Source organism: Devosia sp. Root436 (genome assembly GCF_001426345.1).
In the GTDB taxonomy this organism is placed as follows: domain Bacteria; phylum Pseudomonadota; class Alphaproteobacteria; order Rhizobiales; family Devosiaceae; genus Devosia.
Genome location: NZ_LMEM01000011.1, coordinates 153,722 through 178,928, shown reverse-complemented (window position 1 = coordinate 178,928; position 25,207 = coordinate 153,722). Strand labels below are relative to the sequence as shown.

General features: G+C 66.0%; 22 protein-coding genes. 16 read left to right on the top strand and 6 right to left on the bottom strand.

Annotated elements, in window-relative coordinates; genetic code table 11:
• The first annotated feature begins 32 nt into the window (after positions 1–32).
• From prpB to ASD04_RS11950, 4 genes are read left to right on the top strand one after another with little or no spacing between them, the layout of a single operon-like run.
• Positions 33–953, top strand: a complete 921-nt coding sequence (prpB, locus tag ASD04_RS11965) for a methylisocitrate lyase (RefSeq protein WP_056257058.1) — start codon at positions 33–35, stop codon at positions 951–953.
• Positions 950–1,813 carry a CoA ester lyase gene (locus ASD04_RS11960; RefSeq protein WP_056257055.1) on the top strand — a complete coding sequence of 288 codons (864 nt, stop codon included), beginning with the start codon at positions 950–952 and terminating at the stop codon, positions 1,811–1,813. Before prpB ends, ASD04_RS11960 begins: the two co-directional genes overlap by 4 nt.
• Positions 1,810–3,165, top strand: a complete 1,356-nt coding sequence (locus ASD04_RS11955) for an MFS transporter (protein ID WP_056257051.1) — start codon at positions 1,810–1,812, stop codon at positions 3,163–3,165. The genes ASD04_RS11960 and ASD04_RS11955 overlap by 4 nt, the downstream gene beginning before the upstream one ends.
• 20 nt (positions 3,166–3,185) lie before the next feature.
• Positions 3,186–4,796 carry an FAD-dependent oxidoreductase gene (locus ASD04_RS11950; protein ID WP_200940259.1) on the top strand — a complete coding sequence of 537 codons (1,611 nt, stop codon included), beginning with the start codon at positions 3,186–3,188 and terminating at the stop codon, positions 4,794–4,796.
• Positions 4,797–4,832: 36 nt separating this feature from the next.
• On the opposite strand, the gene ASD04_RS11945 is transcribed toward ASD04_RS11950, so the two are convergent.
• The 6 genes from ASD04_RS11945 to ASD04_RS11920 are packed head-to-tail and all read right to left on the bottom strand — an operon-like array spanning position 4,833 to position 12,787.
• A complete protein-coding gene (locus ASD04_RS11945) occupies positions 4,833–7,454 on the bottom strand; it encodes a CoA transferase (RefSeq protein ID WP_200940258.1) in 2,622 nt (873 codons plus the stop codon).
• A gap of 60 nt (positions 7,455–7,514) precedes the next feature.
• Positions 7,515–8,444: an FAD-binding protein gene (locus ASD04_RS11940; RefSeq protein ID WP_056257046.1), complete on the bottom strand. Its 930-nt coding sequence runs from the start codon at positions 8,442–8,444 to the stop codon at positions 7,515–7,517.
• A complete protein-coding gene (locus ASD04_RS11935) occupies positions 8,441–9,214 on the bottom strand; it encodes an electron transfer flavoprotein subunit beta/FixA family protein (RefSeq protein ID WP_056257043.1) in 774 nt (257 codons plus the stop codon). Before ASD04_RS11935 ends, ASD04_RS11940 begins: the two co-directional genes overlap by 4 nt.
• Positions 9,211–10,596, bottom strand: a complete 1,386-nt coding sequence (locus ASD04_RS11930; RefSeq protein ID WP_056257040.1) for an MmgE/PrpD family protein — start codon at positions 10,594–10,596, stop codon at positions 9,211–9,213. Before ASD04_RS11930 ends, ASD04_RS11935 begins: the two co-directional genes overlap by 4 nt.
• Positions 10,593–11,744 (bottom strand): PrpF domain-containing protein, encoded by a 1,152-nt coding sequence (locus ASD04_RS11925; protein WP_056257039.1) that lies wholly within the window; start codon positions 11,742–11,744, stop codon positions 10,593–10,595. Before ASD04_RS11925 ends, ASD04_RS11930 begins: the two co-directional genes overlap by 4 nt.
• Before the next feature lie 56 nt (positions 11,745–11,800).
• Positions 11,801–12,787, bottom strand: a complete 987-nt coding sequence (locus ASD04_RS11920) for a tripartite tricarboxylate transporter substrate binding protein (protein ID WP_082531169.1) — start codon at positions 12,785–12,787, stop codon at positions 11,801–11,803.
• Between the two features lie 403 nt (positions 12,788–13,190).
• Here ASD04_RS11920 and ASD04_RS11915 point away from each other — a divergent pair, with 403 nt between their 5' ends.
• The 12 genes from ASD04_RS11915 (at position 13,191) to ASD04_RS11860 (ending at position 25,207) form a co-directional block, all read left to right on the top strand.
• Positions 13,191–14,087, top strand: a complete 897-nt coding sequence (locus tag ASD04_RS11915; protein ID WP_056257033.1) for an alpha/beta hydrolase — start codon at positions 13,191–13,193, stop codon at positions 14,085–14,087.
• Between the two features lie 48 nt (positions 14,088–14,135).
• Complete coding sequence (locus ASD04_RS11910) at positions 14,136–15,614, top strand: aldehyde dehydrogenase family protein (RefSeq protein ID WP_056257031.1); 1,479 nt, start codon at positions 14,136–14,138, stop codon at positions 15,612–15,614.
• Positions 15,611–16,531 carry an NAD(P)-dependent oxidoreductase gene (locus tag ASD04_RS11905; RefSeq protein WP_056257028.1) on the top strand — a complete coding sequence of 307 codons (921 nt, stop codon included), beginning with the start codon at positions 15,611–15,613 and terminating at the stop codon, positions 16,529–16,531. The genes ASD04_RS11910 and ASD04_RS11905 overlap by 4 nt, the downstream gene beginning before the upstream one ends.
• The gene (locus tag ASD04_RS11900) at positions 16,528–17,862 is read left to right on the top strand and encodes an MmgE/PrpD family protein (RefSeq protein ID WP_244488308.1); all 1,335 of its coding nucleotides are present in this window, start codon (positions 16,528–16,530) and stop codon (positions 17,860–17,862) included. The genes ASD04_RS11905 and ASD04_RS11900 overlap by 4 nt, the downstream gene beginning before the upstream one ends.
• A gap of 34 nt (positions 17,863–17,896) precedes the next feature.
• Complete coding sequence (locus ASD04_RS11895) at positions 17,897–18,298, top strand: carboxymuconolactone decarboxylase family protein (RefSeq protein WP_056257023.1); 402 nt, start codon at positions 17,897–17,899, stop codon at positions 18,296–18,298.
• 32 nt (positions 18,299–18,330) lie between these two features.
• Positions 18,331–19,251, top strand: a complete 921-nt coding sequence (locus ASD04_RS11890) for a LysR substrate-binding domain-containing protein (RefSeq protein WP_056257020.1) — start codon at positions 18,331–18,333, stop codon at positions 19,249–19,251.
• Between the two features lie 286 nt (positions 19,252–19,537).
• Positions 19,538–20,656: a thiolase family protein gene (locus ASD04_RS11885; RefSeq protein ID WP_056257019.1), complete on the top strand. Its 1,119-nt coding sequence runs from the start codon at positions 19,538–19,540 to the stop codon at positions 20,654–20,656.
• Positions 20,656–21,060: an OB-fold domain-containing protein gene (locus ASD04_RS11880; RefSeq protein WP_056257016.1), complete on the top strand. Its 405-nt coding sequence runs from the start codon at positions 20,656–20,658 to the stop codon at positions 21,058–21,060. Before ASD04_RS11885 ends, ASD04_RS11880 begins: the two co-directional genes overlap by 1 nt.
• Positions 21,057–21,833, top strand: a complete 777-nt coding sequence (locus tag ASD04_RS11875; protein WP_056257012.1) for an enoyl-CoA hydratase/isomerase family protein — start codon at positions 21,057–21,059, stop codon at positions 21,831–21,833. The genes ASD04_RS11880 and ASD04_RS11875 overlap by 4 nt, the downstream gene beginning before the upstream one ends.
• 20 nt (positions 21,834–21,853) lie before the next feature.
• Positions 21,854–22,864 carry a CoA transferase gene (locus ASD04_RS11870; RefSeq protein ID WP_156461226.1) on the top strand — a complete coding sequence of 337 codons (1,011 nt, stop codon included), beginning with the start codon at positions 21,854–21,856 and terminating at the stop codon, positions 22,862–22,864.
• A complete protein-coding gene (locus ASD04_RS11865; RefSeq protein ID WP_056257007.1) occupies positions 22,861–24,015 on the top strand; it encodes a CoA transferase in 1,155 nt (384 codons plus the stop codon). The genes ASD04_RS11870 and ASD04_RS11865 overlap by 4 nt, the downstream gene beginning before the upstream one ends.
• A gap of 22 nt (positions 24,016–24,037) precedes the next feature.
• On the top strand, positions 24,038–25,207 hold the full coding sequence (locus ASD04_RS11860; protein ID WP_056257004.1) for a PrpF domain-containing protein: 1,170 nt from the start codon (positions 24,038–24,040) through the stop codon (positions 25,205–25,207).

The following is a 25,207-nucleotide window of genomic DNA, read 5'->3' as shown; positions in this document are numbered from 1 at the left end:
CTCTCCCTTCTCCTTCATAGCGGAGACTGACCATGCCCTATCTCATCGCCCGGGACCTGCCGGCGGAGCCGGCCGGGACACGCTTTCGCGCCCTGGTGGAACGCGGCGGCATCCTGCCGCTGCCCGGTGCGCATAACGGCATGGCGGCATTGCAGGCCAAAGCGGCGGGCTTTGTGGCCCTCTACCTCTCCGGCGCGGCGATGACCGCGCAGATGGGACTGCCCGATCTGGGCATCATCACGGTCGACGAGGTGAGCTTTTTCATCCGGCAGCTGGAAAGAGCCAGCGGCTTGCCGGTGCTCGTTGACGGCGATACCGGCTATGGCGAGGCGCTCAACGTCATGCATATGGTGCGTGTCTTCGAAGCCGCCGGCGCCGGCGCGGTCCATATCGAAGATCAACTGCTGCCCAAAAAGTGCGGCCATCTCAACGACAAGAAACTTGCCGATGCCCGAGACATGGCGGCAAAGGTTGCGGCGGCGGCCCAGGCCCGGCGGCATCTCTACCTCATCGCCCGGACCGACGCTGCGGCAAGTGAAGGCATGGACGGGGCAGTTGCCCGCGCGCGGCTCTATCTGGAAGCCGGCGCCGACGCGATCTTCCCGGAGGCCCTGACCAGCGCGGAAATGTTCCGGGAATTCGCCCGCCAGCTCCCCGGCGTGCCGCTGCTGGCCAACATGACCGAATTCGGCCGCACCCCGTTTTTCACGGCCACCGAGTTCGAGGCAATGGGCTATCGCATGGTGATCTGGCCGGTCTCTTCGCTGCGGGTTGCCAACAAGGCGCAGCAGGCGCTCTACGATACCATCGCGCAAGCCGGCAGCACCCGGCCGATGCTGCAGGCCATGCAAACGCGCCAGGAACTCTACGATCTTATCGGGCTCAATGCCTATGAAGCGCTCGATGCTTCGATCGTCGCCTCACTCGTGCCTAGCCCCGCATCGCTGAAATGACCCCAACTGGCCTGATAAGGCGGCGGCGCCGCAGCGTGTTGTTCGTCCCCGGCGCGAACGTCCGCGCCATCGAGAAGGCGAGAGGGCTGCCGGCTGACGTGGTCATCCTGGATATCGAGGATTCCGTTGCCGAGGGGCAAAAGGCCCAGGCGCGGCACAATGCCGTCGAGGCCATAAGCAGCGGCGCCTTTGCCGCTGGCGAGTTGCTGCTGCGTATCAATCCTGTGGGCAGCGCCGATTTCGCCGCCGACATGGAGGCGGCAAGGGTTGCCGCGGGCATTGTTCTTCCAAAGGTGGAAAGTGTCGAGCACCTGGCCGCCGCTGCCACGGCGGGCCTGCCGCTCTGGGCCATGATCGAGACGCCGCGTGCCGTACTCGAGGCCGGCTCGATTGCCGCCGCCGCCGCGCACCTGCCGCTGGCGGCGCTCATCGTCGGTCCCAACGACCTGATCCGCACCACCGGGATCTCGCCCGGACAGGATCGCCAATACCTGCTGCCCTGGCTGATGCAGGTGGTTCTGGCCGGCAAGGCATGCGGCCTGACCGTGCTGGACGGCGTCTACAACGCCTTTCGCGACCAAGCTGGCTTCGCCCGCGAATGCGCACAGGCGGCGCAGATGGGCTTTGACGGCAAGACCCTGATCCATCCGTCACAGGTGCAACCGGCCAATGACGCCTTCCGACCCGGCGCCAGCGATATTGCCTGGGCCGAGGCGGTGGTTGCCGCCTTTGCGGCGCCCGATGCAGCACAATCCAATGTCCTGTCGATCGATGGCGCCATGGTGGAGCGGCTGCATCTGCCGATAGCCGAGGCGATTCTGCGGGAGGCGGGGCAGGCGCTCCCCGATGATCCGGCGTGAAAGCGGACGCGCTCCAGCCGAGGCACAAAGTCAGCCGCTATGCGTTCCTCGCCGTCATGCTGGGCATTTCCACCGCGGTTTTCGATGGCATCGGCATCACCGTGGCTCTGCCCACGATCGGGCGGGAATTTGCACTTTCGGACGCCGCCACGACCTGGGTGGTCAACGCCTACCAACTCACCGTGATCGCCGCCATGCTGCCGCTGGCAGCACTCGGCGACGTTGTGGGGCAGAAACGGCTCTACCTGACCGGGCTGGCCCTGCTGGCCAGCATGGCGCTGCTCAGCGCCCTGGCGCCATCCTTCGGCTGGGTGATCGCGGCGCGTGCGGTGCAGGGGCTCGGGGCGGCCTGCGTCACCTGTGTCAACCTGTCCCTGATCCGGCATATCGTGCCGCCACACAAGCTGGGGCGTGCCTTCGGCTTCAACGCGACCGTGGTGGCGCTGGCAGCCACGCTGGGGCCGAGCCTTGCCGGCGCGATCATTTCGATCGCTTCCTGGCAGGCCGTGTTCGGCCTGACCGTCATTGTCGGCCTTTGCGCTTTGCTGGTGGGATTTTTTGCCTTGCCCAATATCGAGCGGGGTGCCGACCGCTTCGATGGCGTCAGCGCCCTTTTCAGCGCCGCCGCTTTCGGCGGCGTGCTGCTGGGGCTGAGCGGGCTGGGCCATTCGTGGCCCCATACACTGGTACTGGCCTTCCTGGTCGCGGGCCTCGTAGCGGGCATATTGCTGGTCAACCGGCAGCGCGGGCGGACCTCGCCCCTGCTGCCGCTCGACCTGCTGGGCAATCCCGTTTTCGCGCTTTCGGTGGGGGCGGGGGTTTGCGTCTTCTGTGCCCAGATGCTGACCTTTGTTTCGCTGCCCTTCTATCTGCAACAGGTGCTGGGTTTTTCCGTGCTCGAAGCGGGAATGCTCTTTGCCGCCTGGCCATTGGCCATCGTCTGCATGGCCCCCCTCGCCGGCATGCTGGCCGACCGCTTCCCGCCGGGGCGCCTGGGTCTGGTGGGCATGCTGTTGCTGGCCTTCGGCCTGGGCGCGATGGCCATATTGCCGCCCCATCCCCACATGGCCGACGTCGTCTGGCGCATGATGTTCTGCGGGGCCGGGTTCGGGCTTTTTCAATCTCCGAACAATCGCCTGCTGATCGGCTCGGTGCCCCGGTCGCGCAGCGCCGCGGCGAGCGGCATGCAGGGCACCGCCAGATTGCTCGGGCAATCCATCGGCACGGCGCTGGCCACCATGGTCCTGGCCTCGGGCATCGGGCCGGCGGTGGCGCTGATGATCGGGGTCGGCGTCTCACTCACCGGCGCCACGCTGAGCATCATGCGGCGCGGCAATATCGACGTTACATAATGATGAATGAGGAGGGGATATTGGGCACGCGAGCCATTTATGAAGCCGACGTGATCGTGGTGGGATTCGGCGCCGCGGGGGGCTGCGCCGCCATCGAGGCGCACGATGCCGGCGCAGACGTGCTGATCGTCGAAAAGCAGCCACAGGACGCCCATTATTCCAACTCGCGCATGAGTGGCGGCGGCTATCACAGCCCACGCCCCGACGGCGACCGCGCAGCGCTCAAGGCCTATGCCATGGCCATGTTCAGCGGCGAAAACATCGGCAATCACCTGGACGGAGAGGTCCATGATTTTGCCGATGATCATGCCCAGCTCTGGGCGGACCTTGCGCCGGACAATGACGCCTTCATGCGCCGGCTGGACCCGCAGTTCAATTCGGTGGAGGTCGGCGCGGCCGCCTTCAGGCATTTCCCCGGTGCGGTCGAATCCGGATATTCGGTGATGCGGAGCACCTATTCTGGAAACAACGACGGTTGGGTCGGCCCTGGCTGGGGCGACAAGAATACGCCGGCTCTGTCTCATACAAGGTCCGAACAGGAGAATGGCGAGGCATTCCACGCCTGCATGGTCACCGGTCTGGCGACCCGCAATATCCCGATCCATTATGGGGTTCGTGCGCGCTCGCTGATCCTCGACGATGCCGGCGCAGTCGTCGGCGTGAAAGCGGAGCGCGACGGGAATACGGTGATTTACCGCGCCCGCCGCGGCGTGGTGCTGACCTGCGGCGGCTATGAATACAACCGCCGCATGCGGCAGGCCTTTCTCGACGGGCCGGGGGCGGAAGCCTGGGCCTTTTACGGCACATCGGCCAATACGGGCGACGGCATCGAAATGGCGTTGCGCGCGGGGGCGGGCCTTACCAAGGCCAGCAGCGTCGCCGCCCGCGTCATCGCCGCGGTGCCCGAGCGGCGCAACGGGCTCAAGGTCGGCCTCAATACTACCGGTATTGGCAAGCCGAACGAAATCGTCGTCGATAATCACGGCAGCCGCTATGCCGCGGAGCGGCGCATCACCAAGGATCCGAGCCGCTATTTTTTCTACAAGGAAGCCCTGCAATTCGACACGGTCAACCTGACCTATCCGCGCATCCCATCCTGGATGATCTTCGATGCGACGCTGATGGAGGCGGGGCCCGTCGTCAATCTCGTGGTCGCCTCCTACAACGCCGTGGAGTGGGGCAGCGACAATCGCCTGGCGCTCGAAAAGGGCTGGATATTGCAGGCGCAAACCATCGAAGAGCTGGCCGCCCGCATCCGGGAGCACCCGGACAATCACGGACGCATGGAGACCGAGCGCCTCGCAACCACGGTCACCGCCTATAACGCCTATTGCGCCGCCGGCGCCGATCCCGATTTCCAGCGCCAGTCCGACACGTTGGGGCCGGTCGCCAAGGCGCCATTCTATGCCATTCCGCTCTATATGGGTGGGCCCAACACCAAGGGTGGCCTGCGGGCCAATGCCAGGCGGCAGGTGCTCGATTGGCAGGATGAGCCGATTGCACGGCTCTATACGGCCGGCGAAATCGCCTCGGTCTTCCAGTTCGTCTATCAGGGGGGTGGCAACCTGGCCGAGTGCATCACCTTCGGCCGGGTCGCGGGCCGCAACGCCGCCGCGGAACCCGCGCTTTAATCAGCTGTGGCGGGCGATCGACCCGATCGCCCGCCCCTAGATCACGTCATCTTCGGCCAGCTTGCGGATATCGGCCTCGTCGAACCCCAGCAGGTCGCGCAGCACATAAACATTGTCCTCGCCATACATGGGCGCCCCGCGCTCGGTGATCCCGCCGATATGGGCGGTGCTGCGGCTGAATTTCATCGGCAGTTCCGCAACCGGCCAGCGGCCTATCCTGGTGCCGGTGACCTCGGTCAACCACTCCAAAGCCGCCAGTTGCGGATCGCGCTCGATCTTGTCTTGCGCTGTCTGGCAGACACCGGCCGGTATACCCGCCGCCTGCAGCCGGTGCATGAGGGCAAAGGCGTCCTCGCCGCGGGTCCAGGCCGTGACTTCGGCCTCCAGCGCATCCTGGTTGGCCAGCCGTGCATCGAGCGTGGCGAAGCGGGGATCGGCCAGCCAGTGCTGCCGGCCGGCCACCTTGGCCAACGATATCCATTCGGCCTCGGTAAAACAGGCGATGGCCAGCCAGCGGTCAGTGCCGGCGCAGCGGAAAGCGCCATGGGGGGCCGCCAGCTTGTGGGGCGAGCGGTTGCCGGTGCGCGGGGCAATGCGTCCATTGACCGACCAGTCCAGGATGGCCGTGCCGTTGAGGAAGATGCCGCTTTCGCATTGCGAGGAATCGATCCATTGGCCCTCCCCGGTGCGCCCCCGATGGTAGAGTGCACCCAGCGTCGCCAAGGCGAAGCCATAGGCCCCCATCCAGTCGAGGAAGGAGTAGCCCCAGCCGGTGGGCATGGCCGGCTCGGGCATGCCCGACATTTCCGAGACGCCGGCAAAGGCGGCTGCTACCGGACCGACCGTGCGCATGCGGCCATAGGTGCCGCGGGTGCCCATGCCCGATTGCTGCACATAGATGATATCCGGCTTGATCTGCCGCATCACGTCATAGCCCAGACCAAGCCGCTCGAGCACGCCGGGGGAAAAGCCCTCGGCCACCACGTCGGACATGGCAACCAGCCGCTTGGCGATATCCAGGCCCCTGGGATGTTTGATATTGAGCGAGAAGCCGCGCTTGCCGGAATTCTTGTTGTTGAACTGTCCGCCCATGCTGGGGTCGGTCTCGCCCGGCACCGGGCCGGTGGCGACGGCGCGGGCGGCGCGGCCGCCCACCGGGGCCATGGCCGCAAAGCGCGTGTCCGGATTGCCCTTCCATTCCACCTTGAGGCATTCCGCGCCAAGACCAGCCATGAAACGCGTGCCGCCTGCCGAAGCCAGAAACCAGGAGAAATCCAGGATACGGATATTCTGCAGCGCAAAGGGCTTGCCGTTCGCGGCCAGGCGCGGTGGCTCCGCCTTGCGCAACGAGGGTTCGACGCGCACCGGCGCGATCGGCGCGCCGAGGACGGCGCTCGTATCCTCCCCCAGCAGGGGCGCCCGGCGGCCAATCTGCCAGGCGGTGGCATTGCTCAGCCATTTGCTGGTGACATAGCGGAAGCTGCAGCCCAGTTCGGGATGGTCCACATCGGCCAGGGTCTGGCGCTCGAGCCAGTGTGGATCGTCGGCGGCCTCATGCGGCTTGCGCAGGGGGGACCAGAGCAGGCCCACATCCTGCGCCTCCCGCCAGGGCATGTCCTCGGCGGTGAAGGCGCGCGTGAAATCGCGTATGATGGCATCCAGCGCCACGGCGCGCTCGTCGGTCTCGCCGGTGCCGGGAATATCGCGTCCGCCTACCACTGGCCGCGCATTCGACGGCGGCCGGGGCAGGGCCTCCCGCACGCCCTCGGTGAAACCATGGCGCGCGAAGAAGTCGACGATTTCATCCTGGTTCTGCCGGGCGGCGATCCAGGTCAGGAACCACCGGCCATCGCGGGTCTGGCTGATCGTGGGCACCGGATCGATCTTTTCGCGCGCATGGCGCCCGGTCTGGCGATAGAGCGGCACCCGTCGCATGACCCAATACATCAGGTCCAGCTCGGTATTCTTGGACACCGCGTCGTGGATAGCGCAGGACACATCCTGGCCCTTGCCATCGCGCTGGCGCGCCAGCAGCGCGGCCACGATGGCGATCGCCAGTTGTTCGCCGGCAATGTGATAGGCCTGCCAGGCCTGCGGCGCGATCGGCGCCAGGGCGTAGTGACCATCGGGCTCTGGATCGTAGCCGCAATTCATCATCACGCCGCCAAGCGCCAGATGCACCAGGTCGGAGCCGGCATAGTCCTTCCACGGCCCGGTATCGCCAAACGGCGTCATCCGGGACAGGACGAGGCCCGGAAACCGGGCCAGCAGCGCATCGCGTGTCATGCCCAGAACGCCGGCCATGCCACCCCTGGTGGAATCGAGAAGGACATCGGCACCTTCGAGCAGCAGGAGCAGCCGGTTCCGGTCCGCCCCGGCAGTCAGGTCGAGGATGACGGACTTCTTGCCGCGATTATAGGTCCAGAAATGCAGGGACCGGTCGGGATGGGGCTCATCGTCCAAAAATGGGCCGATGCGCCGCGTGGCGCCGCCGCCGGGCGGTTCGATCTTGATCACGTCCGCGCCCAGCCCGGCGAGCAGCAGGCCGCAATATTCGGCGCTTTCGTCGGCGATCTCGATGACGCGGACGCCGTCCAGCATGCCCTTGCTGACGGCCGCGCTTTTCGCGCCTGTTGTTTCTGCCGCCGCCTTGTTCATCGTCGTCCTCATGCTTGTAGAAGGTCTTGGGATAGGAGCTGCCCATAGGGCGGGCAGCCGCTACAGCTTTCGTGTCAGCTCCGGCAGGGCCTCGAAAATATCGGCAACGAGGGCAAAATCGGCTAGCTGCATGATCGGTGCCTGCGCGTCATTGTTGATGGCAACGATGACCCGGCTGTCCTTCATTCCCGCCAGATGCTGGATGGCGCCGGAAATGCCGCAGGCGATATAGAGGTCCGGCGCCACGATCCGGCCGGTCTGGCCGACCTGAACGTCGTTGCCGACGAAACCGGCATCCACCGCCGCGCGGGACGCGCCGACCGCGGCGCCCAGCTTGTCGGCAAGGGGCAGGATAAGTTCGGCAAACCCCGCCTTGCTGCGCAATGCACGGCCGCCGGAGACAACCACGCGCGCCGTCGTCAGGTCGGGCCGGTCGCTATGAGAGGCCTCAAGGGACACAAAGCTCGACAGCGCCGGACCATCGAGCGGGGCGAGGGCCTGGACCGGCGCTGCCGGGCCGCGTCCGGCATCGACGAAGGCCGACGCCCGCACGGTGAGCACCTTGCGCGCGTCCTGCGCCTCGACGGTCAGGATGGCATTGCCGGCATAGATGCGCCGGTCGAACCTGTCCGGCCCACGCACCGCCACGATTTCGGAAACCTGCATCACGTCCAGCATGGCGGCAGCGCGCGGCATGATCGCCTTGCCCGCGGAACCGGCCGGGGCCATCAGCACGTCATAGCCGGGCGCCAGGCTGACCAGCAGATCGGCAATCCGCTCTGCCGGCCCATGCTCGTAGCGCGGATCGTCGGCGCAGAGCACGCGGTTCACGCCTGCAATTTCGGCCGCCGCGGCGGCGATTGCCCCGCAATCGCGGCCGGCAACCAGAATGTCGATGGCGCCTCCGATTTCTTGCGCCGCAGTCACCACGCGCGACACCGTACCCGCCAGCATGCCGTCACGATGATCGGCCAGAACAAGAATGGTCATTGGGCTGCGCTCCCCGCTGGTATCAGATCGGCGTCCCGCAGCCGCGCGATCAGGTCATCGACCGTCTCCACCACCAGCCCGGCCTGCCGCTCCGGCGGCTCCCGCACCTCGATGCGCTTAAGACGGGGCGCGGTGTCGATGCCGAAGGCATCGAGCGCGCGCGTTTCCAGCGGCTTCTTCCTGGCCTTCATGATGTTGGGCAGGGAAGGATAGCGCGGCTCGTTGAGGCGCAGGTCGGCGGTGATGACGGCGGGCAGGGGGACATCCAGTGTCTCCAGGCCCCCATCGGTCTCGCAGGTCACGCGGGCAGTGTTGTGGGAAACAACGATGCCGGAGGCGCAACCGGCCTGTCCCCAGCCCAGAAATCCGGCCAGCATCGGGCCGGTCTGGTTGTTGTCTTCGTCGATGGAGAGCTTGCCCATGAGGACGAGCTGCGCCCCTTCCTCGGCGATGATCGCGGCAAGGATCCTGGCGATGGCCAGCGGCTCGATCGCCGCGCCGGTTTCCACCAGCAGGGCCCGGTCCGCGCCCAGCGCCAGCGCCGTCCGCAAGGTTTCTTGAGCAGCCTGCGGCCCGATGCTGACAGCCAGCACGTCGTCGGCCAGGCCTTGCTCGCGCAGGCGCACGGCCTCTTCGAGGGCGATTTCGTCAAACGGGTTCATCGCCATCTTGGCATTGGCCATGTCGGGGCCGCCGCCATCCGAACGGAGGCGGATGCGGACACTGGCTTCGATGACCCTTTTGACGGGCACGATGATCTTGAGGCTCATGGTTCGGCTCCGTTTGTGGCTGCCGGCCACCCGAGAGCCCGCGCCAGAAGGAGGCCAACAGCCTCCGTCCGCTGTGCCGACAGCAGGGTTTCAGCCAGGCGTGCGCCGTCGATGCCGGCGTCGGAAAAGGCGCAGCAGTCGATGATCTTGGCGGTGAGGGCGGCGTCGGTCAGCGGCATCTGCGCGCTGCCGCGCAGGCCGGTCACGCGCTTTTCCAGTCGTCTTCCGTCCTTGAGGCGGAGGTCCAGATTGACCCAGCGCGGAAACAGCGTGCCTTCCGCCTCGACCTTGCTGACATGGGGAAAGAAAGCCTGGATTTCCGGCCGCATCACCATGTCGTCGGTGAAGCTGGACAGCGCGATCTGGCCATCCGCCAGCGCGGCGGCCAGGCCATATTGCATGCTGAACTTGGCGGTGAGCCCGGTGACCGGGCGGTCGTGGATCAACGGGGTGAAGCCACCATTGCTGCCAGAAACGACAATGCTGGCCACCTGGTCGAGGGTCAGTCCGTGTTCGGCCCGCAGGTCCAATATGCCGTCGAGGGCCCGGTGGGCGCCGCCGCACATAGGATATTGCTTGATATCGACGCCACCGGCCTCGATTTCGAGGGGGGAATGCCCCAGCTGCGACAGCTGCTCCGAGAGGTCCGCGCCTTCGGCGTAAAGCCTGGCATAGCCGGCCCGGCCATCGAGCGCCGTGGCGGCGGCGGTAAAGCCCCTCCGGGCCAGAAGAACCGCGCGGATCGCCGCGGCACCGCAATGGCCGGGCTGGAAGGATTTAGCCATGGTGCCGAAATTCTCGTGCAGCCCGCTGGCCTGGGCCACTGCCAGGCCAATGGCGTGGACACTCTGTTCTTCATCGAGCCCGACAAGCGTGCTGCAGCCCGCCGTGGCCGCAATCACGCCGATGGATGAGGTTGCATGCCAGCCGTGTTTGTAGTGGTCGATGGCAAAGGCGCGGCCCAGCTTGCAGGCCACTTCGAGGCCCACTGCGTAGGCGGCGGCCAGCGCTTCGAAACTGGCATTGCCTGCCTCGGCAAGGGCCATGATCGGAGGCAGAAGCGCTACGCTGGGATGGCCGCGCATGGTCACGACGACGTCGTCATAATCCAGCACATGGCCGGCAATGGCATTGACGAAGGCCGCCAGTTCTACCGGCATGTTCTGGCCGTTCGTCCACGACCTTGCCGTGAGCGGGCCGGCATGGCCCGAGGCATAGTCCAGCGCGAGGGTCGTGGCGGGTTCATTCATGCCGCCCATGGCAACGCCGATCGTATCGAGGCAGACCCGGCGCACGGTCTCCAGGGCCTGGTCGCTGAGCGATCGTGGCCTGAAGCCGGTGCTGAAGCGCGCAATTTGCTGGCTGGCCGTGGGAGCGGTCATGGTTCGGACGTGCCGTCGAGCAGGAAGGTACGGCCCTCGGCCAGCCGTCGTGCCGTCCGCAGGATGAGCGCCTTGTCGACCCTGGGATTGCCGAGGCTGCCCGAAACGCTGCTTTCCACCTCGATAATGCCCGAAGGGTGGCCGATGCGCAGCTTGGGCCGGTCATGGGCCGATGGCGCCAGCATGGCATGCAGCACGCTGCCGTCCAGCCTGGCGGCGACGCCGGTGCAGGCGGTAACCGTGGCGGCATAAGCGCGGCTTACCGAGCCGGCAGCGAATTGCCGGCAGGCCACGTCCATGTTGTCGGCGGGCACCGGCCGGCCGGTGCTGAAGCTGGTATATTCGGCCGGCGGGCCGACAATGACGCAGAACGGCGTTGCCGCCGCCGGGCGACTGTCGAAATAATCCCCGAAGCCGAGGCGATGGGCGACAACGCGGCGAATTGCGTTGATCCTGCCGATCAGCGCGGGATTTCCATCCACTTCCTCCGGTGCCTCGGCGCCGCGCATGCCGAGCGTCTCGGCCGCGACGAAGATCACCAGATTGGCGCAATCCACCACGGAAACGGATATTTCGCCCAGTTCGGGTACCGCCAGCAGGGACTGCGGCGCGCCCAGGGGCAGCAACTGCCCGGTTATGGCGCCCGCGGCATCGCCGAAATTGAGGGCGATCGGCGCGCCCGTTCCCGGTACGCCATCGATCGCCAGTTTTCCGGCGACCAGCGGCTTGCCATTGGCGACCGGCACGTCGGCGGTGATGATCTTGTCGGTATTGACGTTGTGGATGCGGACCCGTGTCGTGCCGTCGCGCGCCGCCACCAGCCCTTCCTCGATGGCATAGACGGCCGCAGCCGCGGTGAGGTTGCCGCAATTGACGTTGAATTCCACCTGCGGAACCGTGATGCCGACCTGCCCGAACAAATAGGACACGTCGCTATCGGCGCGGGTGGGTGGCCCCATGATGGCGGCCTTGCTCGTCAGCTTGTCAGCGCCGCCCAGCCCGTCGATCTGCCGCCGGTCGGGGCTGCCCATGACAGCGAGCAGCAGCTTCGCCAGATCCCCGCGATCCTCCGGCACATCACTGGCGCGCAGGAAGACCCCCTTGCTGGTGCCACCGCGCATCAGAATGAAATCGAGCTGTCTCATCATGTATCTTTCAGGACGGAGAACCGGGCGACGGTGCACGCCGCCCGGCAGGGAGGAGCCTAGATCAGCGGTTCCTGGCCGATGACCTCGAGCATCTGCCGATAGAAGGTGGTTTCGCCGTCCAGCTCGGTGATGATCTCTTCGGGGGTCAACGGCTCTGGGGGCACATAGCCGCCTTCGGCCAGGAAGGCCTGGAAGCGCTCGCTTGCCACCGCCTGCTGCGAGGCCGCCACGAGCTTGTCGGCGATGTCCTGCGGCAGGTCCTTGGGCGCGATGATGTAGTATTTCACGCCGATATCGATGTCGTAGCCATAGTCCGAAGCCATCGGCACGCCCGGGAAGAAATCGTAGGGCGTGTCGCTGAAGGACACGATGGGCCGTACGTCGCCCGATGCTACCTGGCCGCGGATCGAGGGGCCGAAGGCGAAATTGGCATCGACATGGCCGCCCATGAGCTGGGTAATGGCCTCGCCGCCGCCCGAAGTGGGAATAGCCACGATATCGAGCCCAGCCATCTCGTTGAGCGTTTCGACCGTCAGCCCGGAAGGGGTCAACTGCCCGGACGTGGTGGCATGGACATTGCCAGCATTGGCGCGGGCATAGTCGATGAAGTCCTCCAGCGTCTGGAAGTCCGACTGTCCCTGCACGGCCAGGATGCCCGGCATTTCGGCCAGCTTGACGATGGCCCTGTAGTCGTCGTTGCCGTCCCAGGGCAGGCTGGGAATGGTCAGCGGGCTCATGGCCACGGTGCCGTTGGAGATGACGCCCAGCGTATAGCCGTCGGCATCGGCGCGGATGGCCATGCCGGTGCCGATCGAGCCCGAACCGCCGGGGCGGTAGTCGATGATCAGCGTGGCGCCGAGAATGTCGCTCATCTCGCGCATATAGGCCTGGGTCAACGGCTCCGTGCCACCGCCCGCCGCATAGGGCATGATGATGGTGATGTCGCGCGAGGGCCAGTCATCCTGGGCCATGGCACTGACGCTGCCGAATGAAAGCGTGGTCGTTGCAAGGAGCCCGGCAAGGCCCATTTTGCCTATCGTCATCGAAATTCCTCCTCATGGTCTCGATGTATCGCTTGCAGTGGCGGCGCTCATCTTGCGCGAGGTCCGCCAATGGATCGACCGCGCCTCGCGGCATTGGCCCATCTGACGGCAACTATCAAAAGGGAAGGGAAGGGCGACAAGCGATGATGCCGGGGGGGCGGCATGAGCGCTAGTCATGGCAGCGCCCGGCAGCGCGGTGGAAGGGCATCGCTGTACGCATGATTTCTAGTCATGCTGCGACCCAGCTAAGTTTTATTGACACTGCCATCCCCCCGCGTGCCTTCTTCGTCTTGGGCACGCCGCCAAGTCGGAAGTTGTTTATCAAATAATTACAATGACTTGGTGAGTCTGCAGTCCTGCATAAGGCCGCGGTCCGCCTGGAGAGAAGGAGTTCGACGCCGCCATGAATGCCCCCAACTCCATCCAGCTTGTCGACCATCTGGACCGGCTCTGCGTCCGGCTGACCAGTGGGCCGGCCGCCGCAACGATGGTTTGGCGGGTGTGGGGCGAGGGGACGCCGCTTGTCCTGCTCCATGGCGGCCACGGCTCCTGGACGCATTGGCTGCGCAATATCGAAACGCTCTCCCAGACCCACAAGGTCATCTTGCCCGATATGCCGGGATATGGAGATTCGGCGGATTTGTCCGAACCGCAGACCATCGCCAGCGTGGCGGCTGCGGTCAGCCGCGGGCTCGATGAGATTCTGCCCGGGCAGCGGTTCCTCATGGCCGGCTTTTCCTTTGGCAGTTCGGTGGGCAGCCTCGTGGCTGGACTGCAGGGCCACCGCCTCGACCGCTTTGTACTGGTCGGCGCGGGCGCTGCATTGGGTGGCGTGGCGACGCCCCGTCCGCCCCTGCATAAATGGCGCGATCTGCCCGAACGTGCCGACCGGAATGCTGCGCACCGGCATAACCTGGCCGCCTTCATGCTCGCCGATGCCGGCACCATTAGCGACGACACCGTCGCCATCCAGGCGCGCAATGCCGAACGAACCAGGCTTCACAGCCGGCAGATCACCTTGCGGGGCGCTGCAGCCGCCGCGCTTGCCGAAACCCATGTGCCCCTCGGCGCCATCTGGGGGCGCGGCGATGTCGACTGGCCGGGCGTGCTGGAGGAGCGCATCGCCATCCTGCGGGCCCGCGACCTGGATTGCCGCTTTGCGGTCATCGAGCATGCGGCCCACTGGGTTCAGTACGACGCTCCCGCGCAATTCAACGCGATACTGGCGCGCATGCTGGCGCCGACCTGGTCTCACCCCGAGGCGCAGCAACACGATCCCGCCGCGCCTTCGCTCTCGTAACACCGGTTCGGCGCCAGCGCCGGCCACCCATTTCATGGAAGCGTGAACATGTATGATTTTGATCCCAACCTGATTGCCACGACCTCAGGACATTTCATCGACGGCAAGGTCGTTGGCGCGGGCGCCGACCGCATGCAGGTCATCCGGCCCTCCGACAGCGAGCCCTATGCCGATATCCCCTTGGGCAGCGCCGAAGATGTCGACCGCGCGGTCACCAGTGCCCATCGCGCCTATCGTACAGCCGCATGGGCGCGGATCGCGCCGCGCGATCGCGCCAAGGTCATGTACCGATGGGCCGATCTCATCGAAGCGAACAAGGAAGAACTCGCCCGGCTGGAAGCCGTCGGCTCGACGCGGCCAATCTCCGAAGCCATCGGCTGGGACGTTCCGTTTACGGCCGAAGCCATCCGCTTCTTTGCCGAATTCGCCGACAAGCTGGGCGGCGACGTGGCGGCTACCCGCCCCGACCATCTCGGCCTCATCATCGCCGAACCCTATGGCGTCATCGCCGCCATTGCGCCGTGGAATGTGCCGCTGGTCACCGTATCGTGGAAGGTTGGCCCCGCCCTCGCGGCCGGCAATGCCGTCGTGCTCAAACCTTCGGAAATGACGCCATTCTCGGTCATGCGCATGGCTGAACTCGCCATCGAAGCCGGCATGCCGCCCGGTATCTTCAATATCGTGCAGGGCAATGGCCCGGTGACCGGCGATGCCCTGTGCCGCCACCCAATGGTTGGCAAGATCACCTTCACCGGTTCGGGCCGGTCGGGCGCCGCCGTGATGACGGCATCGGCCGAAAGCGGCGCCAAACCGGTGACGCTGGAACTGGGCGGCAAAAGCCCGCAACTGGTCTTCGGCGATGCCGCCGATCTCGACAAGGTCGCGCAGTCCATCGCCCGCTCCATGCTGGGCAATGCCGGGCAAATCTGCGTCACCGGCACCCGGCTGATCGTCCAGCGCAGTATCGAGGCCGAGCTGATCGATCGCGTCGGCACGATCGCCAAGGCCATCCGCCCCGGCGCGACCTGGAAGGGCGATACGACCTTCTCGCCCATCATCTCGGCGCGGCAGCTCGACCAGATCGACGCCAAGGTGCGATCGGCCTTCGATGCCGGCGCCGAGGCGGCCATAGGCGGCCATCGCATCCAGCATATTCAGGACGGCAATTTCTATGAGCCCACCATTCTGGTGAATGTGAAATCGGACATGCCAGCAGTGCGCGAGGAAATCTTCGGACCGGTCGTCACCGTCCAGCATTTCGATGACGAGGAGGAGGGTATCGCCATGGCCGATGATTCCATCTACGGCCTTGCCGCCGGCATCTATACGGCCGATCTCGGCCGCGCCATGCGGGCCATGCGGGCGCTGGAAACGGGCACGGTGTGGATCAACCGCTATGGGCGCACCAGGGACTTCATCCTGCCCACCGGGGGCTACAAGCAATCCGGCTTCGGCAAGGATCTGGGCCGCCAGGCCGTCGAGGCCAATATGCGCCTGAAAACCGTACTGATGGAATTCGCAGAATGAGCGGGTCCGGACAGCATCCGGCCGTCGGCTTCGTCGGCATCGGCAATATGGGCTTTCCCATGGCCCGGCGCCTGCTCGAAGCCGGCTATCCGGTCATTGCCTATGATCCCAACGCTGCCGCGCTGCAAAAGCTCGCCGGGCACGGCGCGGAAATCGCCTCGTCCCCGGCCGAGGTGGCCAACAGGGCGGAAACGGTGCTGCTGTCATTGCCGACGCCGCAGGTCGTGCTGGCCGTGGCCCTTGGCGAAGCCGGGCTGGCAGAGGGCAGCAAGCTCCGGCTCGTGGTGGATCTGTCCACCGTCGGTCCGGAATCGGAGGCGGCCCTGGCCGAAAAGCTCGCCGCGGCCGGCATCGCGACTCTGGATTGCCCGATCAGCGGCGGGGTAGCCGGGGCGAACAAGGGTACCTTGGCCCTGATGGTGGCCGGCAAGAAGGACGATTTCGATCTGCTGCTGCCACTGCTGCAGGTGCTCGGTCGTCCGGTTTATATCGGCGCCAAACCGGGCGATGCCCAGATGATGAAGGTCATCAACAATCTCGTGTCGCTGACCGCGCTGGCAATCTCCTCCGAGGCGCTGGTCCTGGGGCGGCGGGCGGGTCTTGACCCCGACGTGATGATCGAAGTCTTCAACATGGGCAGTGCCCGCAACAGCGCCACCGTGGACAAGCTGCCCAATTTCGTGCTGTCGCGCAGTTTCGATTTCGGCTTTGCCCTGGGACTTTCGGCCAAGGACACCAAGCTGTGCCTCGATGCGGCTCAGTCGCTCGGCGTGCCGATGATGATCGGCAGCGCGGTCAACCAGTTGCTGACCCTGGCCAAGGCGAGGAACGGCGCCGAAGCCGACATGACCACGATCATCAAGCCCCTGGAAGAATGGGCCGATGTGGAAGTGGCCGGCGCGGGGTCGAAGCGGTGACGGTCAGCGCCCGCCTGGCCGACTTCGTTGCCGCCTCGCGCTGGGAGGATATCCCCGCGCCCGCGCGGCACGAGGCGAAGCGGGCGCTGCTCAGCTATTTCGGCACGGCGCTGGGCGGCAGCCGCGACATCGCCACACAGCATCTGCTGCAGGTGCTGTCGCGGTTTTCGGGGCCGGCGGAAGCGGGCATCATCGGCCACCAGCTCCGCCTCGACATGCTGAGTGCCGCCTTTCTCAATGCGGCGGCCAGCAACGTTTTTGACTTCGACGACACGCATGATCCCACGATCATCCACCCCACCGCGCCCGTGGCGCCCGTGCTCTTCGCGCTGGCCGAGCATAGACCGGTTGCCGGCCGGGAACTGCTGCATGCCTTCGTTCTCGGCGTCGAGATCGAATGCCGGCTCGGCAACGCCGTTTCGCCGGAGCATTACGCGCGTGGCTGGCATATCACATCGACATGCGGCGCTTTCGGCGCCGCCATTGCGGCTGGAAAACTGCTCGGTCTTGTGCCGCGGCAACTGGTCTGGGCTCTCGGCAGCGCCTCGTCCCAGGCGTCGGGCCTGGTGGAAACGCTTGGCACTATGGCCAAGAGCGTCGGCGTGGGCGGCGCGGCACGGGGCGGCCTTTTTGCCGCGCTGCTGGCGCAGCAAGGGTTGGCTGGCCCGGATGAGCCGATTGCCGGTCCACGCGGCTTTGCCCATGTCACGGCCGCGTCCCCCGATTTCGCTCGCCTGACAAATGGGCTGGGCGAAAGCTGGGAAATTCTTGCCAATATGATCAAGCCCTATCCCTGCGGGGTAGTGTTGAACGCGGTGATCGATGCCGCAATGGTGTTGCGCCAGCGGCTGGGCGGCAAGCTGGCGGATATCGCACAACTGGAGGTGGTGGCGCACCCGCTCCTGCGGCAGCGTACCGATCGTCCCGCGCCCCTTTCCGGACGTGAAGCCCAGGTCAGCGCCCATCACGCCGTCGCCGCCACCTTGCTCCATGGCTTGCCGGGTGTCGACCAGTTCGGCGATGCCTGGGTCGGCCGCGAAGACGTCATCGCCCTGCGCGCCAAGGTGTATCTTGTCGACGATGCGGCCATGCCGGTCGGCGCGGTGCGGCTGTCCGCCCAGACGACCGACGGCCGCCTGTTCCGGGTCGAGATCGCCGAGGCGCGCGGCAGCCGTTCGCACCCGCTGTCCGATGCCGAGATCGAACAGAAACTGCGCCGGCTTTGCCAGCATGGCTGCCCCGGTCTCGACCCCGCGCCATTGATCGACGCCGTCTGGTCACTCGACGAACAAGCCGATGCCGGGGTGCTGATGCGCCTCGCCCGTCCCTGACGATTTCCCGCCGCTCTATGAGAAGGACAATACCATGAGCTCTCGCCCCGAATTCTCCACCGAACAGTTTCAGAAGGGCCTCAAGGTTCGCCGGGAGGTGCTTGGCGGCGCCTATGTTGACCGCTCGGTGGCGGCGGCCGATGATATGACGGCGCCGCTGCAGAAGCTGGTGACGGAATGGTGCTGGGGCGAGGTGTGGAGCCGTCCGGGACTGGACCGGCGTTCGCGCAGCCTGCTCAATCTGGGTATGCTGCTGGCGCTCAACCGGCCGCATGAATTGCGGCTGCATATTCGCGGCGCTCTCACGAACGGGCTGACGCGCGAGGAAGTGAAGGAAGTGATCCTGCAGGCCGCCATCTATTGCGGCGCGCCGGCAGCGCTCGACGGCATGCGCATTGCCGTCGAGACATTCAAGGAAATCGACGCGGCGGCGTAATTCGCCGCGCGGCGTGGAAACGAGATGCTCGCATGACCAATCTGCCCCCCCTTGCCTCTATTCGTGCTTTTGAAGTGGCGGCGCGCCACCTGAGCTTCACCAAGGCGGCCGATGAATTGTGCGTGACGCAGTCGGCCGTCAGCCGGCATATCCGCCATCTCGAGGACAGGCTGGGGCGGCAATTGTTCATCCGCGGCCACCGCACCTTGCTCCTGACCCCGGCGGGCGAGAAGTATGCGGGAGAACTGGCGGGCGTATTCCGCCAGTTGGGCTGGGCCACCGACCGGGCGGCCCGCTCTTCCAACGAGCAGCAATTGCTGATCCACGCCTACACCACCTTCGCCATGTACTGGCTGGTACCGCGCCTCAAGCGCTTCCGGGAGGCACATCCCGATATCGAGATACAATTGACCGCCGCTACCAGCGAGGCCAATGCCGAGCAGCAGCAGGCGCATGCCATTTTGCGGGTCGGGCCGGGACAGTTCGAGAATGCCCAGCCGATCTTTCCGGTCTGCATGGTGCCGATCTGCACGCCCGAACTGCGCGATACCTTCCTGTCCGATCCTAACGACCTGACGCAGCTTTCACGGGTGACCCTGCTGCATTCGCTGGCGGTAAAGGGCAATTGGCCATCCTGGCTGCGCCGGACCGGGGCCCATAGCGTCGAGCCGGACCGGGGCTTCTGGTTCGAGGCCTCGGCCATGGCCTATACCGCGGCCGAGCGGGGCCTGGGCGTGGCCCTGGCGCAGTATTATTTCATCGACGACGAGCTCAGGCGCAAATCCCTGGTTGTTCCGTTCCCCTACGGCTGGCAGAGCGAGCGCGTCTACTGCCTCACCTGGCCGCATCGCTATTCGAGGCTCGAGCCGCTGATGCGCTTCCGCGAGTGGCTCGCCAGCGAGGTGGAAGCACAGCGCCAGGGGCTCGACGATTCCTTCCTGATCCGCGTCTAGCGCGCGGCCCGTCCTGCCGCCCTCCGGCGGGCAAAACCGGCGCGCTTTTCAGCCGTGTTCCATGGACATGCCACCAGCCCTTCCGGGGCCGGTGCCGCTTCGCCATGCGGCCAATAACCACCTGAAAACTAAACCATTTCCGGTCGCATGAGTTTTTGTTGGGGTACGGCTTCGATTTCATTTCTTTACCCAAAATGACCCGCCTGCGACATTCCCGATGCGTCTTCGGCACCTGCCGGAACGGGCGCGAAATCAAACAAGTCGGGGATGAGGACACACTATTTCCATGAGTTCCTGGAACATGCGAGACAAGGTCTGCGTGGTCGGTGTCGGCAATACGCAATATGGCAATTTCCCCGAAACCGACTCCTATGGCCTTGGGGCCCAGGCGCTGGCTGCGGCCGTGGAGGATGCCGGACTGTCCTTCAAGGATATCGACGGCCTTATCGTCAATCGCATCCCCTCCTATGAACGTTTCGCCCAGATGGTGGGCATCAATCCCCAGTTCTGCCTGCCGACCGACATGGCGGGGCGCTTTGCTTCGGTCTCCCTCACCATCGCCGCCCAGGCGGTAGCATCGGGCGCTGCCGAGACGGTGGCGCTGGTCTATGGCAACAACGGACGCTCCAAGCGCATGCTCTATGGCGGCGCTGAAGGCGGGCAGTGGAATCCGTGGGGGATGACCTCCCCCGGCGCTACCCATGCCATGATGTGGCGCATGCATATGGATCGCTTCGGCACCACGACCGACGATCTGGGGCGCGTCGCCAGCACGTTCCGCAAGCATGCCAGCCTGAATGCCGACGCGGTGATGCGCACGCCCTTCACCCTGGAAGACTATCATCAGGCCCGGCCAATCTGCGAACCGCTGCGCCTGCTGGACTATTGCCTCATCAATGATGGCGGGGTGGCCTGGATCGTGACCACCCCGGAGCGCGCCAAGGACCTGCGCAAGCCGCCGGTCTACGTTTCCGGCTATGCCCAAAGAGACGTCTTCGAGCAGGCAACGCCGCGCGACGATTTCTGGTATCCGGCGCTGCAGCAAATAGCGGGCGAGGTCTATGACCGCGCCGGCATCGGCCGCGACGAGATCGACGGGCTGATGATCTACGACAATTTCACGCCCACCGTACTGTTCACGCTTGAGGGTCTCGGCTTCTGCCCGCAGGGCGAAAGTGGGAACTTCATCAAGGACGGCATTCTCGAACTGGGCACGGGCCGGCTGCCGGCCAATACCAATGGCGGGCATCTGTCGGAAAGCTACATGCAGGGCTGGGCCCTGATTGCCGAGGCCGTGCGCCAGGCGCGCGGGGAATGCGGCGACCGCCAGATCGAGGGCGCCCGTGCCATCCAGTATGCCTGCGCCGCCAATATCGCATCTTCGATTATCTTCAGGAGGGACTGATGGCCGATATGCCGCAGCCAGCCATCGATCCCTGGAACAAGCCGTTCTGGGACGCCTGCGAGCAGGAAAAGCTGGTGGTCCAGCGCTGTGGGGAAACCGGGCGGGCCTGGTTCCCGCCGTCACCGGTCAGCCCCTATGCGCCGGCCGCCGAATGGGACTGGATGGAATGCTCGGGCGAGGGCGAAGTGCTCTCCTGGGTGGTCTTCCACCAGAAATACTTCGCCGGCTTCACCGACCGCCTTCCCTACAATTGCGCCCTCATCAAGCTCAAGGAAGGTCCGCTTCTCGTCAGCAATATCGATGGGCCGAACGATTCCATCAGCATCGGCCAGCAGGTGCGGGTGCTGTTCGAGCGGCGTGGCGACGTCAAGGTTCCGATCTTCAGGGCGAAAGACCGATCATGAGCGAAGCGGTCTTTCAGGCATCCGATGAAATCCGGCTCGAGGGCCGTGGCGACCATGCCCTGCTGGTGATCGACCGCGAGGCCAAGCGCAATGCCATGAATGCCAGCGCGCGCGCCGGCATGCTGGCGGCCATGGAACATGCCCGCGGCAAATATCGCGCTATCGTGCTGACCGGGCGCGGCACCTCCTTCTGCGCCGGCGTCGATCTCAAGGAAGACGTGACGCTGGTCGATAGCGGCACCCGCACGCGCAGCCAGGAATGGGCCGCGGTCAACGTGGCCGTCCGCGAGCATCCCGCCATCTTCATTGCCGCCGTCAACGGTACGGCGCTGGGCGGGGGGCTGACGCTGATCAATGTCTGCGATCTGGCGGTGGCCGCCGACAATGCCGAACTGGGCATGCCGGAAATCACCTTTGCGGCCTATCCGAGCCTGGCCGGCGTTTCCACCCAGCTCTCGCTTGCCCGCAAGCGCGCCGCCTGGATGGTGCTCACCGGCGAACGGGTCGGGGCGCGAACGGCCATGGAATGGGGGCTGATCAACGAATGCGTCCCCGCAGCGCAATTGCTGGAACGCGCGGAAGCCATCGCCCGGCGCATTGCCGGCTTCGATCCCTATGCCCTGGCCGCCTGCAAGAAGGCGCTCGATACCGTGCCTGCAGTCGTCACGGATTGGGACCAGGCCTTCGCCTTCGGTGACTCCATGAACGCCGTCATCCGCAGCCGGACCACCGTGCCGGCCGACCCGCTCGCGCAGTCGCGCGCCAGGCGATAGAGCAGATAAGGATTGTGTCCGTGACGACCCCCTTGGGCCATGGCCCGCTTTCCGGATTGCGGATCATCGAGCAGGTCGGCGCCGGCTCTACCGATATGGGCCGCGTGGCTGTGGCCTTTGCCGGTCTGCTGGCGCAGCGCTTCGGCGCCACGGTATTCCGGCCTGCCGATGCCGGCCCGGACCCGATAATGCAGTGGCCGCCCATGCTGGCCGACGGCAGCAGTGCCCTCCATCGCTTCCTGACTGCCGGCAAAGGCCCCGGTGACGCACAGCCGGGAGACTATCTCCTCAGCGACGATCCGGACCTTGTCGCGGCGTGGAGCGATGACCGGAAGGTTCTGATCCGACCCACACTGGACGAAGCCCGGCCGCAATCGGACCTCACTGTCATGGCGGCCAGCGGGCTCCTCGACATCGTCGGCGAAGTCGGCCGCGCCCCGCTGGCGCTTCCCGGCTACCAGATGGGTTATGTCGCCGGCATGGTGGCCTTCAACGCCCTGCTGGCAAGCCACCTCGCTTCCGTCCTGGGCGGCAAGCCGCTGGCCGGCGAAATCGCGGTCCTCGAAGCGGCTCGCTGGCTCAACTGGAAGAACCTGCTGTCTGAAGTCAGCGGCCAGCGCGCCTCCGGTGTCGGCCGCGCCGAGGAATGGCAGATCACGCGCTGCAAGGATGGCTATATCGCCCCGGTATTCCGGGATCGCGACATGCCCAACCTAGCAAGGCTCATGCGCGAGCCGGCCTTGCTGGAGGAGCGCTTTGCCACGGCCGCCGGCAGGCGGCGCAACCTGGCCGAAATGTACCGGCTGATCGAAGCGGCCCTGGCGGACAGGATGGCGCAGGACATTCTGCTGGAAGCTGTGGAACTCAAGCTGCCCTTTGCCCAGGTGCAGTCGCCTGAACAGGTTGCCGCCGACCCGCAGATGCAGCACCGGCAGTTCATTGTCGAGGGCCCCCTAGGCCCCATGCCGCGCCTGCCGCTGCTCTGGAATGGACGGAGCGTCGAGGCCTGGCAGGCAGGAGGGGAGGCATGACCCTGCAAGCTCTTGCGGGTATCCGCGTGCTGGACCTCGGCATCGTGACGGCCGGCGCCGCAACCTCGGGCGTACTTGCCGATCTGGGCGCCGAAGTCATCAAGATCGAGGGCCCGACCTATATCGATCCCTTCCGCGACTGGCAGGGCACGGGCGACGGCGACTGGTGGGAACAGAGCCCGCCCTATCGGGCCACCAACCGCAACAAGAAAAGCGCCTGCCTCGACCTGAAGTCGCCGCGCGGCCGGGACCTGTTCCTGCAACTGGTGGGCCTGAGCGACGTCGTGGTCGAGAATTTCCGCGTCGGCGTGCTGGACAAGCTGGGCATCGGTTTCGAGACCTTGCGCCAGGCCAATCCGCGTATCGTGCTGGCATCTTTGTCCAGCCAGGGCGCCACCGGGCCGGGCGCCGGCAATGTATCCTTCGGCTCCACGCTGGAAGCCTCCAGCGGGTTGGCGCATCTGACGCGCTATCCGGGCGGCAAGCCGCAGATCACCGGCCGCGCACTGAACTATCCCGACCAGATCGTGTCGATGTTCGCCGCCGGCGCCGTCATGGCCGCCCTGGTCGAGCGGCAGCGCACCGGGCAGGGCGTTCACATCGACCTGGCGCAGCGCGAGTTGTCGTCCTTCTTCGTGGGGGAGGCATTTATCGCCGCCCTCGATGGCGCCTTGCCGGAGGATTATCCGGTCGGGCCGCCTGCCATGCTGCAAGCGCTGTCGCGCGGCGAGGATGGACAGTGGATCGCCGTGACCATACCGGCCTCCGCCAGCGCGGCGGCCGAGCATCTCATTGGCGCGCTCACCGGCCAGGCCCTTGCAGCGTTCATTGGGGGGCGTCCGGCAGCCGAAGGCGCCCGCGCCCTGCGTCGGGCCGGGGCCGCCGCCGAAGTCGTGGTCGCCGCCAGGGATTATGCCGACCCCCATGGCCCGGCGCCGGGCAATGCGCTGGCGCTGGACGATGCCGGCCATCAGGTCAAGGGCCAGCCCATTCGCCTCGGCGGTCGCGATGCCGGCACGGCCGCGGCGGTCGCCCCCCTGGGGCGCGACAACAGATATGTCGCCTCGGGTCTGCTGGGCCTGAACGACGCACAGTACGACGCGCTGCTCGCCGAAGGCATCTTTGCTACGCGGCCTCGGACGACGGAGTAGCGGGGAAGCAGGGGAGGCGATCATGCCGCAAGCCATTCGATGCGTGCTGATGCGCGGCGGCACCAGCAAGGCGGTGTTTCTGCGTGAAAACGACATTCCGGCCGATCCGGAGGCGCGGCTGCGCACCATCCTGTCGATCTTCGGCTCGCCCGACAGGCGGCAGATCGACGGGTTGGGTGGGGCCGATCCGCTGACCAGCAAACTGGCCATCATCGGCCCGCCGCGACAGGACGATCCGCGCGCTGCCGGCACGCACCTGACCTACACGTTCGGCCAGGTCGAGATCGATCATCCGGACGTCGACTGGCTGAGCCTCTGCGGCAACATCTCCGCCGCCGTGGGCGCTTTCGCCATCGAGGAGGGCATGGTGGCGGCCGCCGAGCCGCTGACCATTGTGCGTGTCTTCAACACCAATCTCAACCGCATCCTCACCATCGAGGTGCCGGTGCTTGGGGGGCGCCCCGCCGAATACGGCGACTATGAAGTTGCCGGTGTTCCCGGCACCGGCGCCCGCATCCTCGTCGATTTTGCCGATACGGCTGGCGGCGCCACCGGCGCCCTACTGCCCACGGGCAATGTCGTGGACAGCCTGGACGTGCCGGGCATTGGGCCGGTCGAGGTTTCGCTCGTCGATATCGGTAATGCCCATGTCTTCATTCGCGCCGCCGATATGGGCCTGACCGGCACGGAAAGCACTGCCGAGATCGATGCGCAGACCGAGCTGCGCCAGCGGCTTGAGCTGATCCGCGGCGCGGCCGCGGCCCGCATGGGGATGATTGCCGACGCGGCCCGCTCGCGCCAGGACAGCCCGGCAACCCCCATCCTCGGCCTGGTCGCCCCGCCGGCCGACTATCTCAACCACCTGACCGGGGCGGCCGTCCCTGCCGATGCCATCGATCTGGTGGCCCGGCTGCAATTCATGCAGCAGACCCACAAGACCTATGCCGGCACCAGTACGGTCTGCACCGGCGTCGCGGCGCGCATTCCCGGCACACTGGTTCATGCAGCGGCCCGCCATAGTGCCGGTGCCGAAATCCGCATCGGCCATCCCGGCGGGGTGATCGAGACCGAAACCCTGGTCGAAGCCGGGCCAGGCGGCCCGGTGGTGCGGCGCGCCACACTGGGTCGCACGGCAAGGCGTATTCTCGAAGGCCGGGTCTTCATCCCCAGTCATGCAGCAGCAGGAGCATGA

Bases quoted from the DNA above. Each gene is read 5' to 3' on its own strand.
- prpB (WP_056257058.1), top strand. From the start codon at position 33: ATGCCCTATCTCATCGCCCGGGACCTGCCGGCGGAGCCGGCCGGGACA.
- ASD04_RS11960 (WP_056257055.1), top strand. From the start codon at position 950: ATGACCCCAACTGGCCTGATAAGGCGGCGGCGCCGCAGCGTGTTGTTC.
- ASD04_RS11945 (WP_200940258.1), bottom strand. From the start codon at position 7,454: ATGAACAAGGCGGCGGCAGAAACAACAGGCGCGAAAAGCGCGGCCGTC.
- ASD04_RS11940 (WP_056257046.1), bottom strand. From the start codon at position 8,444: ATGACCATTCTTGTTCTGGCCGATCATCGTGACGGCATGCTGGCGGGT.
- ASD04_RS11935 (WP_056257043.1), bottom strand. From the start codon at position 9,214: ATGAGCCTCAAGATCATCGTGCCCGTCAAAAGGGTCATCGAAGCCAGT.
- ASD04_RS11930 (WP_056257040.1), bottom strand. From the start codon at position 10,596: ATGACCGCTCCCACGGCCAGCCAGCAAATTGCGCGCTTCAGCACCGGC.
- ASD04_RS11925 (WP_056257039.1), bottom strand. From the start codon at position 11,744: ATGATGAGACAGCTCGATTTCATTCTGATGCGCGGTGGCACCAGCAAG.
- ASD04_RS11920 (WP_082531169.1), bottom strand. From the start codon at position 12,787: ATGACGATAGGCAAAATGGGCCTTGCCGGGCTCCTTGCAACGACCACG.
- ASD04_RS11915 (WP_056257033.1), top strand. From the start codon at position 13,191: ATGAATGCCCCCAACTCCATCCAGCTTGTCGACCATCTGGACCGGCTC.
- ASD04_RS11910 (WP_056257031.1), top strand. From the start codon at position 14,136: ATGTATGATTTTGATCCCAACCTGATTGCCACGACCTCAGGACATTTC.
- ASD04_RS11905 (WP_056257028.1), top strand. From the start codon at position 15,611: ATGAGCGGGTCCGGACAGCATCCGGCCGTCGGCTTCGTCGGCATCGGC.
- ASD04_RS11895 (WP_056257023.1), top strand. From the start codon at position 17,897: ATGAGCTCTCGCCCCGAATTCTCCACCGAACAGTTTCAGAAGGGCCTC.
- ASD04_RS11890 (WP_056257020.1), top strand. From the start codon at position 18,331: ATGACCAATCTGCCCCCCCTTGCCTCTATTCGTGCTTTTGAAGTGGCG.
- ASD04_RS11885 (WP_056257019.1), top strand. From the start codon at position 19,538: ATGAGTTCCTGGAACATGCGAGACAAGGTCTGCGTGGTCGGTGTCGGC.
- ASD04_RS11880 (WP_056257016.1), top strand. From the start codon at position 20,656: ATGGCCGATATGCCGCAGCCAGCCATCGATCCCTGGAACAAGCCGTTC.
- ASD04_RS11875 (WP_056257012.1), top strand. From the start codon at position 21,057: ATGAGCGAAGCGGTCTTTCAGGCATCCGATGAAATCCGGCTCGAGGGC.
- ASD04_RS11865 (WP_056257007.1), top strand. From the start codon at position 22,861: ATGACCCTGCAAGCTCTTGCGGGTATCCGCGTGCTGGACCTCGGCATC.
- ASD04_RS11860 (WP_056257004.1), top strand. From the start codon at position 24,038: ATGCCGCAAGCCATTCGATGCGTGCTGATGCGCGGCGGCACCAGCAAG.